The 16,559-nt window shown below is 71.9% G+C and carries 9 protein-coding genes; 8 read left to right on the forward strand and 1 reads right to left on the reverse strand.

Going from position 1 to position 16,559, the window contains the following annotated elements:
• From ACFOVU_RS14440 to ACFOVU_RS14475, 8 genes are all read left to right on the forward strand, one after another.
• Window positions 1–6,442, forward strand: a 6,442-nt coding sequence (locus tag ACFOVU_RS14440; RefSeq protein ID WP_378533810.1) for a hypothetical protein, incomplete at its 5' end; no start/stop codon positions are given.
• Window positions 6,443–6,521: 79 nt separating this feature from the next.
• Complete coding sequence (locus ACFOVU_RS14445; protein ID WP_378533812.1) at window positions 6,522–9,041, forward strand: ATP-binding protein; 2,520 nt, start codon at window positions 6,522–6,524, stop codon at window positions 9,039–9,041.
• A gap of 86 nt (window positions 9,042–9,127) precedes the next feature.
• Window positions 9,128–11,425 (forward strand): type IV secretion system protein, encoded by a 2,298-nt coding sequence (locus tag ACFOVU_RS14450; protein WP_378533814.1) that lies wholly within the window; start codon window positions 9,128–9,130, stop codon window positions 11,423–11,425.
• Between the two features lie 122 nt (window positions 11,426–11,547).
• Window positions 11,548–12,210 (forward strand): hypothetical protein, encoded by a 663-nt coding sequence (locus ACFOVU_RS14455; protein WP_378533816.1) that lies wholly within the window; start codon window positions 11,548–11,550, stop codon window positions 12,208–12,210.
• Window positions 12,211–12,291: 81 nt separating this feature from the next.
• Window positions 12,292–13,458, forward strand: a complete 1,167-nt coding sequence (locus tag ACFOVU_RS14460) for a C40 family peptidase (protein ID WP_378533818.1) — start codon at window positions 12,292–12,294, stop codon at window positions 13,456–13,458.
• A 61-nt stretch (window positions 13,459–13,519) separates the two neighbouring features.
• Complete coding sequence (locus ACFOVU_RS14465) at window positions 13,520–14,293, forward strand: hypothetical protein (protein ID WP_378533819.1); 774 nt, start codon at window positions 13,520–13,522, stop codon at window positions 14,291–14,293.
• Between the two features lie 112 nt (window positions 14,294–14,405).
• Window positions 14,406–14,591 carry a hypothetical protein gene (locus tag ACFOVU_RS14470; RefSeq protein WP_378533821.1) on the forward strand — a complete coding sequence of 62 codons (186 nt, stop codon included), beginning with the start codon at window positions 14,406–14,408 and terminating at the stop codon, window positions 14,589–14,591.
• Window positions 14,592–14,678: 87 nt separating this feature from the next.
• Window positions 14,679–15,077, forward strand: a complete 399-nt coding sequence (locus ACFOVU_RS14475; protein ID WP_378533822.1) for an MmcQ/YjbR family DNA-binding protein — start codon at window positions 14,679–14,681, stop codon at window positions 15,075–15,077.
• A gap of 57 nt (window positions 15,078–15,134) precedes the next feature.
• Here the strand turns inward: ACFOVU_RS14475 and ACFOVU_RS14480 are convergent, their stop codons facing one another.
• Entirely contained in the window at window positions 15,135–16,214 is a 1,080-nt protein-coding gene (locus tag ACFOVU_RS14480) for a serine/threonine-protein kinase (protein WP_378533824.1), read from the reverse strand.
• Window positions 16,215–16,559: the final 345 nt, after the last annotated feature.

Genomic DNA, 16,559 nt, shown 5'->3' on the forward strand with positions numbered 1-16,559 from the left:
CGCGACCCGACCGGTCATCGAGGGCAAACGCCTGACCGAACTGCTGCTGTCCTATGGCCGCTACTTCACCGAGGCACGCGTCTACACCCGCCTCACCCCTGAGCACGAGCCGGCCGAGATCCGGGTCACGGTGCGCGTCTGGCACCGCGACCCGGCGGCCGGCCCGCTGCCGGCCGTCGGCCGCGCGACCACCGAACGGCGCGGACGCCCGCGCTCCGCGAGCACAGGGGCCGCCCGGACGGCGGCGCCCGCCGGGCCGGAGCCCCTGCGCCTCGACCCCTCCAGCGGCGCCCCGTCCCTGCTGTGGACCGCCACCGACAGCGTCGAGGTCCTCCCGGCCCCGCGCGCCGGCTCCGAGCCCGCGGAAAGCGGGCGCGCCCCCGAGCCCGTCGCTCCCGGCGACCGGAACCACAGCGCCGCGGCCGGCGGGCCCGGCGTCCCGGCGGCCCGGGAGACCGACGACGAGCGCCCCGCGGCACCGGCCGTCCGGGGCGCCGGCGGCGAGCCGTCCGAGGCACCTGCCACGCGTGTCCCGAGGCCGACCGGAACCGGTGCGCACGCGCCCGATGAGGAGGAGACGGAGCGTTTCGCGGAGCCCGCGGCTCCCACCCTCCCGGCCGCCGTCGCACCCCCCGAAACCACGCAGACCACCGAACCCGCCGCGCCCGCTGCCGCCGCCTCCCCCCGTGCTGCCCGCGGAGCGGCCCCGGCCGCAGAGCCGACGACCACCGCGGCCCGTTCCGAGGCCGCCGAAGACGTCCGGCGCCCCGGCCGCCAGGCGGGGGAGCGCAGAGTAGGGATCAAGGTCCTCAACTACTTCGGCTGGGCCCTGCCGAAGGACGTCCCGAGCCGGCCGGAGCGCACGGCGACCCCGTCGTCCGGACTGCCCGCCGCCGAACGCACCGAGCTGGCCACCGCCAAGCACAAGGACGACGCCCCTTCCCCGCTGGCCTCCGGACACCGCGACCACGGGTTCGCCACCGGCCCGCGCGCGGCCATGGACAACCGCCGCGAACGCTCCTGGTTCAGCGAGCTCAGCGCCTCCGCCGAGCCCCCGCGTCCCTTCGTCGCCAGGGGGAGCGCCGACCCGGGCCGCCCAGCGCCCGACAGCGTCGCCACCCCCGGCACCGCCGCCCCGCACCACCCCGGACACGTTGACGCCGCGGAGCCCCCGGCCGCGCCCGGGCACGCACAGGCGGCCGCGCCCGGCGACTCAGCTGCCCGGCGGCGCGCCGAGGAGATGATGTCGGCCCCTCTCCCCCCGGCCGCCGACGACGGCCGGTCGACGATCGCGCACCGGCCGGGCCCCTCGTTCTCCGACCAGGCAGGCCCGGAGCCGATGCAGGCGCCGCCGCGTGAGCGGAGCCGGGCACCGTGGCAGGAGCACCCCGCCGCCGCGCCCGTCCCCCCGTTCCGGCCGGGAGCCGATACCGCTCCAGCAGGCGACGATGATGGGCGCCGGCACACGGCCGACGACGACACGCGTTGGCCCGGCGACGAGCGCCGAGGCGCGGCCGGCGACGGCTCCGGTCGGCCCGGCGCCGGCGACGACCCGCACCGGCACGTGGCCTCTGCGCGTCCCGAAGGCCGCCCGAACCGGCGGCTGCGCGCCCGGATCCAGGGCATCGAAGCCGTCCGCCGCGTCCAGCGCAGGCACGCCACCCGCGATGTACCGACCCAACCGCAGCGCCGCCTGGATAGCACCCCGCCCGCCGACCGCCACGAGGCAGCGGGCCTCCGGCCCCTGGACCACACCGGCCGCGAGGCGGAGCGCACATCCGCCTCCGCGACACCGCACGAACACCGGGGCCCGGAACCGGCCGACACCCAGCAGAGCACGCACGCGCCCTCGCGGGCACCGGAGCACCCGCAGGAGCCGGCCGCTCAGGAGCGGCTGCGCGAGCGGGTCCTGCCGCCGGAGCCCGTCGAACGCGCCCACGGCCTCGGCGCCCCGGCGGACCCGGCCTTTCCGGCGGATCCGACGGCCTCGGCCCCTCCCGGGGACGACCCGGAGTCCGCCCGCTCCCAACGCCGACGCCGCCGCCCGCACGCCGCCCCGTGGGACCTCCCCGTCCCGCTCACCGGCACCGAGACCGAATCCGCCCCCGCAACGCACCCGAGCGCACACGACGCCGTGGTTCACCCGGACGGCCTCGAGTCCACCGGTTCTGCGTCCCACCCGGTGGCCCCCGATGCCCCGGCGCACCAGGCGGACGCCGACCCGGGGGGTACCCCCGGGACACAGGCCCGGGCCCGGTCCGACGCCGCGGTCCACCCGGACCGCCTCGACGCCACCGGCCCCGCGTCCCACCTGGCCGCCTCCGATGCCCCGGCCGGCCCGGCCACCGCCGCCGACCCGGCCGGCGCCCCCGGAACACAAGCCTGGGGCCGGTCCGACGCCGCCACCGTCCGGCCCGGCACCGCTACCGGGGCATCCCAAGCCGACGCGTCCACGGCCCGGACCGGGACCTCCGGAACGGAAGCGCCGCAGGCCGACGCCCCCATCACTCGATCCGCCACCTCCGGAACCGGAGCGCCGTCCCGGACCGAGACGCCCACCGCCGGTCGGCCCACCGCCGGTCGGCCCGGCGGCGGTCCGGCCGAGCCTCCGCCCCAAGCCCCGGGAACCCGCCCAGCGGCCCCTTCGACAACGGATCCGAACAACGCGGCCGAACCCCCGACGGCATCGGCCGGCCCGGCCGTTCCTCGCGGAGCGGCGAAGCCGCCGCTCCAGCTCGACCACGGTACGGGCGAGCACGAGAGCATGTCGGAGGTCCTGCGGGTCTTCTCCGTCCCGGCGGGCACCTCACCGGCCACGCCCCGCCGTTCGGCCGACGCCACCCCCGGGAACGGGGGAGAGGACAGCGGCGAGGCCGCCTCGGCATCCGCCGCCACTCCGGCCACCGGTCCCGACCCTCGCACGGCGACCACCGGAACGCCGTCGCCAGGACGGGAGTCCGCCGCCTCCGGCAGGGCCGCATCCACCGCGGACGCCACAGCGGACCCCGCGGCGGCCGAGCCGGCCGCCTCCGCAGCGTCCGCATCGATACCGGATGCGCCTGCGACCGGCACCGGCCACCGCGACCGGACCGCCCCGCCCAGCGGGGCAGGGGCCGCGCGGGAGAGTTCCCTCCCACACGGCTCTCACGGGCCCGGCCCCTCGCACACCCCGGTGCCCGAGTACGACGACTCCATCGAATACGTCCGCATCGTCCCCGCCCCGAAGCGCCCAACAGCGGCCGCCGACATCGGTCCAGACGCGACCATGCCTCTCGCCGAGCCGCAGCCAAGCCCAGGATCCGAGGACCCGCAGGCGCCACCGGCCCCTGGATCCGCGAACACGCCGACTGCCAGCGCCGCCCCCGGCAGTGGCGACCCCGATTCCGCGACATCGCCCGCGGACCCAGCCCTCCGCCCGGAGAGCCCGGCCGGGCCTGCGGATTCCGTAGCGCCCGAAACGGTCACCGGCGCTCCGTCGGCCCCCGCCACGGGCGCCCCGGAGCACCCGGCCGCCGCCTCCACACCGAGCACCGCCGACCCGGAGGAGGGGACGAACACCCCATCATCTGCCAGGGACGAACGCCTCGACGTCCTGAACCGCTACCTCAGCCACGCCGACACCCCCGCCCCGCCCCCGCCCCGGTTCGCCGAGGCAGGCGAAGACGCCCGGCGCAGGCAGAGAGGCTGGTTCACCGACACCGCCGCCACCTTCCCCGAAACAGCAGCCGACAGCCCCGGCACGGCCGCCCGCCGTGCCGCGGACGCGGACGCAGGCGCGGACGCGGAGGCACGAGAGCGCGTCGCCTCCCGCAGTGCGCCCGTGAACGGTGACGCCCCGGAGAGGCAGAGCCCCGACGGCTCCCCGTCCCGGCACAGTGGAGCCGTCACAGAGGACGACGGGCGAGCCCCGTCTGCGCCCGCCGAGCCGGCGGACACCGAACTTCAAGGGCCCGCGGTCGGCAGTGGCCGCGAACACGCCGCTGTCGAGCACCCGGACGGCCACGCGTCGTCCGCGGGCGACACAGGCACCCCCCGCGAACCCGCACCGCAAGAGGCGCCGGACACCCGGGAACAGACGGCGACCGGCGATCCCCGGCCCGGGGCCCCGGAGAGGCCGTCGGCTCCCTCGGCCGACACCCACGCCCGGCCATCCGCCCCCGCCGGCCAGGAAATCCGTGCCGGTCGCCCCGGTCGACCGGCGAACGGAGCATCGGACACCCGCGACCGACGGGGATCCGACGCAGGTCCGTCCCAGCCCTTCGAAGAGGCGCCAGCAGCGCCCGCTGCGGAGTCCGGCTCCCAGGAATCCACGGCCGTTGGCAGCGCCGATCGTTCCGGCGCGGCGGCGAGTGGGGGAGCGCACGTTCCGGCCCAAGGGCACGAGGTCGGTGGGGACAGGCTCACGCCGAGAGAGGCGTCGGACGTCGACGGTCATCGGGAAGCCGATGCCGCGTCCTCCCCGGCCTCTCACGGGGCAGCTGCCGCCCTGGCCGATGCTCGGCCGTCCACGCCCGGCACGGTGGACCCCCACTCGCAGGGAGCCCCGGCCACGGACGGTGCCGGCCGCCCCGGCACCCCGGCGAGTGGTGGCCCGAGCGCCCAGGCTGGGCAGGCCGCCGATGCCGACGACGCACCGGCGCCGGGTGAGGCGCCGGGCTCCCACGCCCCGCAGGGCCGTCCGGCCCATGACGCCGAGACGGCGTCGGCTGCGAGAGACGGTGACCCTCGCGTCCCCGAGCCGGAAGGGGCGGAACGCCGTCCCCAGGGACCCGCGGACGGAATGCCCGCCGCCCCCGCGGTGCGGACTGACGCCGGCGCGTCCGATGTCGCGCAGAGCAAACCGGCGCTCGAACTCGACCACGGGACCGGGGAACACGAAAGCTTCAGCGAGGTCGACTCGCCGCAGCGGCGCACCACGGCGGCGGACCTGGAAGCCGCCGAAGCCGCCGCCATCCGCGCCCGCCTGAACCGGCCCGCGTCCGCGCCGGGTAGCGCGGCGCGGTCCTCGGCCACGCCCCCCGCGGCCTCCGCGCCGCCGGCGGCCCCGGTCGCCCCATCCACCCCGGAAACGGACGGACGGCGGGGCGCCACCGAGCCCTCCGCCGCCCGGCCCGAGAACTCGGCCCGCCCCGCCCGCCCACCGCGGGCGAACCCGGCCGGAGACCACCACCCAACCCGCGACGCCACCCCGCGCACGGGCCAAGGCGGTGCCGACAGCGCCCCCGCACCCTCCCACAGCGAGCAGGGAGGGCCGGCCGGCGACGACGGCGTCTTCAGCCGGGTGGCCCAGAACGCACGCCGCCTCAGCCACCTCTTCGGCCAGAACCCGCCGGGCGGCCCGCCCTCCGGCGACCAGCGCGCCCCCGGCGCCGCCCCCCGCAGCGGACCTGTCGACCCCGACCCGGACCCCGGCAAGCCGTCGCTCCAGCTCGACCACGGCACCGGCGAGCAGCAGCGCCTCACCGACACCCCCGCCGGCCCACCCGCCGCCCGCCGCACCCACGAGACCCCCGCCCACACAGCGGACACCCCGGGCAGCGGGGGCACCCGCGGCTGGCGCCGCCTGGCCCGCGTGGTCACCGGCGGCTCGGCCGCCCCGGCGAAGTCCGACCTCCCGGCGGGCGACCTCGAGCGCCTGCGCGCCCCGCTCGGCGGCGCGCGCAGCGTCGTCGTCCTCGGCTGCACCGGGGGCGCCGGCCAGACCATCACCACCCTGATGCTCGGCCACACCCTCGCCGCCCACCGCGACCACCGCGTGGTGGCCGTCGACGTCAACCCGAGCACGAGCGGGCTGTCGCGCCGCGTGCGCGCCGAAACGCCCGAGACCCTCACGTCCCTGCTGGCCAACTCCGACTCCGTCAACGGCTACCTCGGCATGCGCCGTTACACCTCGCAGTCCGGCACCGGCCTGGAGGTCGTCTCCACCCTCGACGACCCCTACGTGCAGACCCTCGACGACCGCGACTACGCCGGGCTCGCGGGGCTGCTCGAAGGGTTCTACGAGATCACCCTCCTCGACCCGGCCGCCACCGGCGTCGCCCGGGCACTGCCCGTGGTCGACGGCCTCGTCCTCGTCGCCCCGGCCAGCGAGGACGCCGCCCGCTCGGTGGCCATGACCTTCGAATGGCTCGACGGCCACGGCTACGCGTCGCTGCGGGCCAAGGCGATCGTCGTCATCAACGGGGTGAGCAAGCGCAGCCTCGGCGACGTCGACGAGGCCGAGAAGGTCGCCCGCGGACGCTGCCGGGCCATCGTGCGCGTGCCCTGGGACGACCACCTCGCCGCGGGCAAGATCGTGGACGTCGACGCGCTGCGCGCGACCACCCGCCGGGCGCACGCCGCCCTCGGCGGCGTGCTCGTCCACGGGCTGGCCGGCGGCACCGGGGCGGGCCCCGTCCCGCCCGGCGCGGGCGCAGGCAACGGATCGGAGGCACACCGGTGACCATCGCCCACCCGCCGCCCGTCCGCGGAGACCACCGCCGGCCGCATACCACGCACGACACCACCCGGGAGGGCACCCGATGAACGGCAGCAGGGGCGGCAGCCGCCTGGCGGTCCGCTACTTCGACGACCGCATCCTGCTCAGCGACGCCGAAGCGTGGGCCTACTTCCGGCTGCCGACGGTGTCCTACGAGTTCTCCACCCCCGACGACCGCGAGGCGCTGGCCACCAACATCACCATCGCGCTGGCGGCCATCCGGATGAACGACGCCGAGGTGCACCTGCGCATCGCCCACCGCACCTACCCCGCCGCGGAATGGGCGACCCGGCTCGACGGCACCTCCGACTCCGGGCCCGGCTGGTACGAGTACCTCGACGAGATGTACCGGCACGTGTGGGCCAAGGACTTCTGGACCAAGGAGATCTACCTCGGGGTCCGGCTCGGGCAGCGGGGCGGGGTCGCGGGACAGTTCTCGCAAGGGATGTTCGGCGGGCTGCTCTCCGCCTATCAGCGCACCGAACAGGTCCTCGGCATGGAGGACGACGCGATCGACGCCAAGGAGATCGCCCGCTGGTCCGGGCAGGCCGAGCGGCTGGGCCGCGCCCTGGCGGCCAGCTCCCTGCACGCCCACCACGCCACCTCCGACCAGCTGGCCTGGCTGTTCCGGCACGCGGTCGCGGGGACCGTCGAGGAGCCGCGCGCCTCCGCCGCCGGCCGCCGCACCTGGGGCAAGGGGGAGATCGAGCAGCTCGTCGACGGGGTCATCCACAACGGGCGGTCGATGCTGCGCCTGGAGCAGCCGCAGGGCTCCACCTACGTCGCCTACCTCTCCTTCTCGCGGTTCCCCGACCTCATGCCGTTCCCCGACGGCGAACCGTGGCTGCACTACGCCGACTCGCTGCCGTTCCCGGTCGAGGTGTCGCTGCGGATGAAGCTCATCCCGCCGGCCAAGGCCAGCAAGGACGTCGGGCGCAAGCTCGCCCACGCCCGCGACATGGACGCCCACATCCGCGAAGCGGGGGTGGAGGCGCCCATCGCGCTGGCCGAGCAGATCGACGCCGCCCGCATGCTGGAGCACGGCATCACCAAGGAACGGCTCCCGTTCGTCTACGGGTGGCACCGGCTCATGGTGTCCGCGCCCACCGAGGACCTGCTCGTGCAGCGGGTCGAGGCCGTGGTCGAGCACTACCGCGACATCGGGATCGACGTCACCAACTCCACCGGCGACCAATTCTCCCTGTTCTCGGAGTCGCTTCCGGGCGACCGGATCCGGCTCAACGCCTACGCCCAGCGCCAGCCGCTGCGCACCATCGCCGGCGGGATGCCCACCGCCACCGTCGACCTCGGCGACCGCCGCGACACCGGCACGGGCGGCGGCGGGTGGACCGGGCCCTACATCGGGGAGACCCTGGGCCGGGCGCGGTCCATCGTGCACTTCGACCCCATGGTCGCCGCGGCCCGCAACCGGCCCACAGCCATCGCGATCACGGGCGAGCCGGGCGGCGGCAAGACCACCCTCGCGCTCCTCCTCATCCACCAGCTGGCGCTGCGCGGGGTCACGGTCGTCGCCATCGACCCCAAGGGCGACGCCGAATCCCTGGTGGAGCTGTTGCAGCGGCGCGGACGCAAGGCGCGCATCATGTCGCTGGGCTCCGCCGAGCCGGGGCTCCTCGACCCGTTCGGGTTCGGCGACGACCTGCCCACCAAGAAGACCATGGCGACCGAGACCCTGAGACTGCTCCTGCCCCGGATGAGCGAGGAGCGCGAGTCCGCCATGATCCAGGCGGTCGCGGCGGTGGCCAACCAGCCGCGGCCCAGCCTCGCCAAGGTCATCACCTACCTGGAGAACTCCCACGACGCCGCGTCGCGCAACCTCGGCGCGGTCCTGCAATCGATGTCGGACATGCGGCTCGCCAGCCTGTGCTTCGACCCCCAGGGTGAAGCGCAGATCGACACCGAGGGATGGACCACCGTGTTCACCCTGGGCGGGCTGACCCTGCCCGACTCCACGATCGGGCGCGACGACTACTCCTACGAGCAGCGGCTCTCCGTGGCCCTGCTCTACCTGGTCAGCCAGTTCGCCCGGCGGCTCATGAACGGGCTCGACCGCCACCTGCCGAAGGCCATCTTCCTGGACGAGGCGTGGGCGGTGACCTCCACACCCGAGGGCGCCAAGCTGGTGCCCGAGGTGTCGCGGATGGGACGGTCGCGCAACACCGCGCTGATCCTGGTCAGCCAGAACGCGGGCGACCTCCTCAACGAGCAGGTCACCAACTGCCTGTCCAGCGTGTTCGCCTTCCGCTCCAGCGAGCGGTTCGAGGTCGAGAGCGTGATGGCCCTGCTGGGCGTGGAGCCGTCCGAAGACCACATGGCCATGCTGCGCAACCTCGGCAACGGCGAGTGCATCTTCCGCGACCTCGACGGCCGGGCCGGACGCATCGCCGTAGACCTGGTGTCCGACGAACTGCTGCGGTGGCTCGACACCAACCCGACCCGGCAACGGCCCGACGAAGACGACGACCACCACAGGGCCGCCGACGGCGCCCTCGTGGGCACCGGCGGCATCGGAACCATGGGAACCATGAGGCAGGAGCGCTGAGGATGAGCCCGAGGTCGACACCCTTGCACCGGTGGTCACCCCGGTCGGCGGGGGGCCGGCACCTGAAACGCTACGTGACAACGGCCATGCTGGTCCTGGCCTTCCTCCTCATCCCCCTCAGCACCGGTACCGCCCAGGCGGCCCCCGTATGCGAGGGCGAGCCCGCCCCGCAGCCGGAGGCTGCGGGGAGCGGGGCGGATGGGTTGCTGGTGCCGCCGCAGTCGCAGTCGTCGATTGTCGGCTCCCCGGACGGGCTCCCCCCTGACGCAAGCCTTTACGGGCAGTACGGGACGTCGGGCCAGCAGTGGCATGTGATCCGGGAATCGTGTGTCGACAAGATGGGGTCGAGCGCGGTCGCGACCCTGAGCAACACGGCGTGGGACCTCTCCAAGACGATCAACCAGTCGACCATCACCGTTTATCAGGCCGCGACGTCGGATGGACTGCTGGCCAGCTTCAACTCGCTCGTTGAAAGCGTCATCAATCAGCTGCGAGAAGGAATCTGGCGTCCGCTGCTTCCCACGGTCGTCATCTTGGGGGCCGTCTGGCTCGGCTGGTACGGGCTGATCCGCAAACGCGTGACACTCACCATCGAAAGCACCGTATGGATGGTGCTGGCGACCGCGATCGGGATCTGGATTCTCGTCAATCCAGGCCAGATTCTCAGTATGGCCGGAACCCTCGTCAATTCCGGAAATCAATTGGTGAACTCGGCGGTATCTCGGGTCACGGCAACCGGAGGGTCGAATAATTGCCCTGGCGGTGCTCCGGAGATTGAGCAGGCGTCGTGGGAGTCCGACGGTGACTTCGCCGTTCGGCAGAACGCCGACATGCTGTGGGGCAGCCTGGTCTGTCAACCATGGGTCGCCGGGCAGTTCGGCTCCGGGGACGTGGCTGACAGTGCTGCCGCGCTGCATGCCGTTGACCTCATGGCGGCGCAGGGGATCAGCAGGATCGAGCAGCAGCAGATCGCCGATGGCGAGGTGGATGCGCGCGAGCTGATGGACGAAAAGCAGGATCAATACCAGGAGATCGCTCAGAACGTAGAATCGTCGTACCCCGGCGTTTATCCGCTGTTCGAAGGGGACCAACAAGGAAGTCGCCTGGGTGTCGCGACCCTTGCCCTGTTTGCGGCGGTGTTCGCCGGAGGGCTGATTCTTGCGGGATCGGTCGCGCTCATCGTCCTGAAGATCGGTTTTCTTCTCCTTCTGCTCCTGTCTCCGATATTCCTGCTCATCGGAATCCATCCAGGATACGGTCGGACCGTACTCCTCCGATGGTTCGAGATGTTGCTCGGACTGCTGCTCAAGCAGATCTTCGTCGTCCTGCTGATCTCCCTGCTCGTGATGTGCTACGGGATGGTAATGGCGACGAACCTCGGCTGGGGTCTTCAGATGATCCTGCTGGCGCTCTTCACACTGGCGCTGTTCGTCTACCGCAAGCCGTTCGCGCACCTCTTCGCCTCGGTGAACGCGAATACGTTCACCTCGCGCATGGTCAGCGATGCTGTGACCAGCAGTGCTCTCAGTCGCAGTGCGAACGTCCTCCCGCCCGTCGCCTACATGCGCGCCCAGCGGTGGGGCCTCCGGCGTGCGCCGCAGCTTGCAGCCGTGGCCGGAGCCGTTCCGGCGGGTCCCGGTGCCGCCGGTGCGGCAGAAGCGGCGGACGCCGTCCGCGGTACTGCCGCGGGCGACCCGGGCGAGAGCGACGCATCCACCACCCGCGGCGACTCCGGTCGCGCCCGCGGGACCGCCGGCTACGGGCGGGTCCGGGACACGTCCGCTCCACCACCCTTGCATCTCGGTCAGTCGGGTCCCGCAGATAGCGGCCGGACACACCAGGGCGCCACCACACAACGAAGCTCGGCGCAGGCGCCGCGCTTGAGCGAGGCTGCGTCAGCGGGTCTCGGCACCGGAGCGGCCGCCCGTGGCCCCATCCCGCAACGCCCGGCTGGCGGATACACGGGGACGGGCGATACCGGATGGGCGTCGGTGTTCGGCACCGGGTCCGGCACCGGCCAGCGTGCCGCGCCGCCGCGAGGCGGCGACGCCGGCGGGGCGGCAGCGGCCGCCGACCGTCCGGCGCCCAGCTCGGGGCAGGGCATCTTCCGCGGCCGGTCGGCCGCCCCGTTGATGGGCGACACGTCCAGCGGCTCGCGCTGGGGTGGTCCGCGCACCCGGCAGGACCGGCCGGTGCCCCCGGCGCGTGCACCCCGTCCCGCGCCCGCTCCACCTGCGCGGGGTGAAGGCGGCAACTGGATCACCGGTTCCGGCAAACCGAAGAACGATGCGCCGATCAGCCCGTTCTGGACCGGCTCGGATGGCCAAGGCCGCCGCAACCAGCAGCGGAGGGACATCCCGTTCTGGCTTCGCGGCGATGACTGACCCACGCCTGTCGGCCCGTGCCCGCACGTCCCAGTCGGGTGCGGGCACCGGCCGACGGCACGTGCTCCGTCCCCCGAACCCTCCGACCCAGTCCGTCCGCTCGCCGTAGGGAACGCCCAGCCATGCCCAAGTCGCTCTCCGAGGGGCAGCAGCGCCTCGTGTTCGGCCTCCTCGTCGCCGTCCTGGTCGTCTTCGGTATCTACCTGAGCATGGGCGGCTTCTCGGGTGGGGACGACGAGGCCGAGGGAAATCAGCAAGGCGATCAGCAACCCTCAGGGGAGGGACAGGGGAGTGGGGCCGACCAGCCCGCAGCGGCCCCTCCCAGCCCGATCCCCACCACGGCCGTCGATGACATGCAGGTGCTCGACTGGTTGCCGTTCCCCGAGGAGGAGATGAAGGGCGCCGCGGCCACCGCTCAGGCGTTCGCCACCGCCTACGGCACCATCGACTACACGCGTTCCCCCGAGCAGTACTACGCGGCCATGGAGGCCCTGGCCACCCGCGATTACGCCCGAACACTGGCCCAGAGTTCGGGTGCCGGGGCCATGTGGGCCGAGATGGGCGAGCAGGAGGCGGTCGCGGAGGGACGCGCCGATGTGGAGTCCATCCGCAGCTTCGATGACGAGTCGATCGTGTTCGTCGTCCAGGCCCAGTCCATCACCGAGGACGACAGCGGGGCGTCGGAGGACCTGGGCGACTTCGCGATCACGGTGGTGCAGGAGCGTGGCGAGTGGCGCGTCTTCGACTTCCAGCCGGCCGACGCAGGAAACTTCGGGGAAGGGTGATGACGGTGAGCAGCACCGGTCCGTTCGCGGCATCTTCAGCCCACTACGCCCTCCGCACGACCTCCGGGAGATGATGACGCCATGATCCCCCTCTTCGTGCGAGCCGTCCCCAACGACCGCGGCTCCGCGGCGACCCGGCTCGCGATCGCCCTCGGGCTGGTGATCGCGGGGGTGATCGCCTTGGCCGTCGTCATCCTCCCCCTGGCAACGATGAACCCGGGCATCCTCAACGCAGCCGGAGGGCTGCGCTGCACGTCCGAGGACAGTGCCGCGCAGGCCGACAGCAGCGGATATGCGGAAGATTCCATTCCGGCGAACTACCTGGAGATCTACCGGGAGGTCGGGGAGGACAAGGGGCTTCCCTGGAACATCCTCGCCGGAATCGGGCAGGTCGAGACCCAGCACGGCCGCTGGGAGGGGCCAGGCGTGAGCGAGGGGCACAACGACTGGGGGGCGGCCGGCCCCATGCAGTTCGGTGCCCTCGACGGTTCTGCGGCCGGCAACAGCTGGGGCGGCGAGCCCATCATGGACGCCGACGACCGGCCCGACGAGGGGTATGGCCAGGACGGCAACGATGACGGTGTCGTGAACGTCTACGACCCCGCCGACGCGATCCCCGCCTCCGCGGACTACCTCATCGCCCACGGCGCGCAGGACGACATGCGGCAGGCGATCTTCGGCTACAACCACGCGTGGTGGTACGTCGACGACGTCATGGAATGGGCCGAGAGGTACGCCGACGGCGACTTCGACACCAGTGGGTCGATCGATACCGCGGTGAACTGCGAGGTCAACGAGGACGGTATCCCCGTCGGGCGCGCGTCGAGCGAAGCGGCGCAAAGCGTCGTGGACTGGGCCATGGATCAGCGGGGGAAGCCCTACATCTGGGGCGGGACGGGGCCGGTCGGCTACGACTGCTCGGGGCTGCTGCTCAAGGCATACGAGAGCATCGGGGTGACGATTCCGCGGATCTCCCAGGACCAGTGGAGTTTTGGGCCGGAGATCCCCCAGGGTGAGGAGCAGCCGGGCGACTTCGTTTTCTTCGACGTCCAGCGCCCTGGCGAGCCCCCGGGACCGGGGCACGTCGGCATGGTGATCGGTGACGGGCTCATGGTCGAGGCGTGGTGCACCAGTTGCGGTCCTATCGCCACGCGTGAGTACGATGACCCGAGCCGCGCCGACATCCTGGGATTCACCCGCCCCCTCGAACACCCCGACGTCAGGGCGCAGCTGGATGCGCAGGAGTGAATACGCGAGGCTCCAGTGGAACTCGTGCTTCTAATATCCGCCGCCGACTTGAGGATCCACGATGCCTGAGCGAGGCCCCGATTCCAGGAGTAACCAGGGCATCCGCGGCTGGCGAGCCGGACTGACGATGCTCGGCTGCGGGACCATTGCCGGGCTTTCCGTCGTCGGCTTGGTGGTCGGGGGTATTCAGGCGCTCGCCGGAATCGCCGCGTCCCCGTCAGGTGCCGACAATCCGAGTGTGGGGGCAGGGGCGACGGGGGAGCCGCAGGAGACCTTGGACCCGGGAACCCTGGATCTCTGCTCGACGACTCTTCCCACGACGTCGACCATCAACGTCACGCGAACTGACTCGGACGAGGATTATGTCGACACCGCTGAGGACGAAGGATCAGCGGTAGCGGATCGGACTGTATCGGATAGCTGCCAGTGGACCCTCATCCCTGACTACCAGTACATCGACCCTTGGGAATTGGATTTTTCCTATCGGGCCAATATTCCATCGGAAGATGGTGGAGACCCCGTTGAATTGGCGTCCGCGGAGTTCGAAGATCGACAGAACACCATAGGCGACGCTGTCTCGACCGTGGAGAGCGAAGGCGATGGGGCGCTCGCGGACCGGTCGAGCTATGTTTACGGTGCCTCGGCGGATGACCCCGATCTCACCTCGTACGCTGTCGTGGCTCAGACCAGGAGCGCTGTGTACGAGATCCGGCTTACAGCCGCTCCAGTTGCCGACGATGGGGAGCTCGTCCCTCAAGCGGCCTTCGAGCACGAGGTCGACAAGATGATCACGCGATTGGAGATCGACCTCGGGCTGTGGATACCTGAAGATTGACCAACCTGGTCGCTGCACTGGCCTGAAGGAGGCAGGGGCACCTTCCGCCGGGGTATATGGATCATGGTGAGCACGCGCCTTCCCGTTCCCCGTTGCGTCGAAGGAGCCCTCGTTGCATGCGATCCTTGCTGTCCTCATCATCGTGCTCGGTTCGGCCCTCGCCTCCATGGTCGCGCTGTTGGTCTGCTACGCAGCCCGGCAGACGTGGAGTGAGTCCGCGATCATGGCGTCGCGCACGTTCGCGGGCGTGGTCGGGGTGGTGACGGCGCTCGCCGGCTTCCTGCTCCTCGCGTTATGACGGTTGCTCCGGATGTCATCCGCGGGAATCGTCACGCTGGCGTGATACGGCTACACGGCAAGGCCGTACCACGGAAAGGGATCCGGGATGACCCCCGAGCAGCTGGTCGACGTCCTACTGTGGTTCCCGGAAGCGGAGGAGACGTACCCGTTCCCGTCGGGGATGCCGGTCTACCAGGTGGCGGGGAAGATGTTCGCGATCCTCTCGCATGACAAGGAGGGGGCACCGCGGGTCTCCCTCAAATGTGAGCCGTCCTTGGCGCTGGAACTGCGCGCGCAGTACATCTCGGTGATCCCCGGCTACCACCTGAACAAGCGGCACTGGAACACGGTCATGCTCGACGGCGACGTGCCGGACGACGAACTGGTGGAGATGGTGTGGCACTCCTACCGCCAGGTCGCCAAGGGGTTGCGGAAGGCGGACCGTGACCGGGTTCTGGCGGTGCTCGGCGAGGACATGCCGCCCACGCCGCCGTCCGGTCCCTGATCCCCGCACCCGGTGCCGGCCGCCGAGCCGAACGGCAGCCCACGGCGACATCGATCCCTACATCTCAGATTTCGGCCCCAAGATCCCACCCCAGCTACGTGCGGGCTGCGGCAACTTGACGGCCACGTCCGTCCATGTCTTCTTGAGCAGGCCCCGCACGGCCACGGCCCGCTGCGCACTCGTGGGGCGAGGGGGATCGTCGACGGAATCACCCGCCGCCAGTGCGAGGGCGCGGTCGAGGAGCACACCGGAGTCCGGGCGGTCAGCGGGATTCTTGGCCATAGCTGCAAGGACCAGCTTCTCCATAGCGGGGGTGAGCCCCGCGAGGTCGGGGGCCTCGGTCACCACGCGCCGGGCCATTTCCTTCGGGTGCCCGTGTCCGAACGGGTCGTGGGCCGCAGCGGCGAAGGCCACCAGGCAGCCCCACAGGAAGATGTCGGAGCGATCGGTGGCGGGCAGCCCGCGGTACTGCTCGGGGCTGATCCACCCGGGCGTCCCGACACGGTCGCGCACCGGCTGAGCCGAGTCGTCGGTCCCGCTGACGTCGGGCTGGGGAGCGCTGCCGAGCGTCTGGAGGGCCCGGCGAAGCCGTCGTACGCGCCGCCACCGGGTCGGATCTTCTCCACCGGTGGGGCGAGCGATCCCGAAGTCGAGCACCTTGGGGCCGGTGGGGGAGATGACGACGTTGCTGGGCTTGAGGTCACGGTGCACAATGCCGGCCGCGTGAATGGCACGCAGCGCGTCGGCCGCGCCCACAGCCAATCCCACCAGCATCCCGCCACGGAGCGGGCCGTGCCGCTCAACGTGGTGCCGCACAGTGGGCCCAGGAACGTACTCGGTGGCAAGCCAGGGAGGGTCGGCCTCGACATCGGCCTGGACAAACCTGGCCACACACGGACTGTTCACCCGCGCCAACAGCCGCGCTTCGTGCGCGAAGTTCCGCCGGAACTCGGCCCTGGCGGCGTGCTCGGCATGGATGACCTTGATGGCCAGATACCCATTGACCCCATCGACGGTCCCGGCGTACACGACGCCCATCCCCCCGGAACCGATCCTCCCGACTAGCCGATACTGCCCGACCTCGGTCGGGTCCCCATCGACCAGCCGCCCCAATCGGCGAACTCCGCGTGCCTTCATAGGGGGTCTCCGTCAGCTCCTAGTCGCCCGCAACGGTCCACTGGCGACAAGATCTCCAAATATGACTGAGCGTTAGCACGCGAGCGTGTACGCACTCACGCTGGGAAGCCTTGTAGTACTGAGTGACGTGGTGTTCAGCTACTGAACGAAGATGATAACAGTGTTGTGCGCCCCCATAGCAGAGAGTGATATTCAACTCCAAGGATCCCACGGTGCTCTGAAGGGCCGTCGATCCGCCCTGTGTGGCATGGATTCATGGACGAAACTCTGGCAAAATCCGTCGTTGCGAGGGGTCTAGTTGAAGGCGTCTAACCTCTCAAATTTCAGCTGAGATATCTTTTCTTG

The sequence above is a fragment of the Nocardiopsis sediminis genome (assembly GCF_042650565.1).
Lineage (GTDB): Bacteria > Actinomycetota > Actinomycetes > Streptosporangiales > Streptosporangiaceae > Nocardiopsis_B > Nocardiopsis_B sediminis.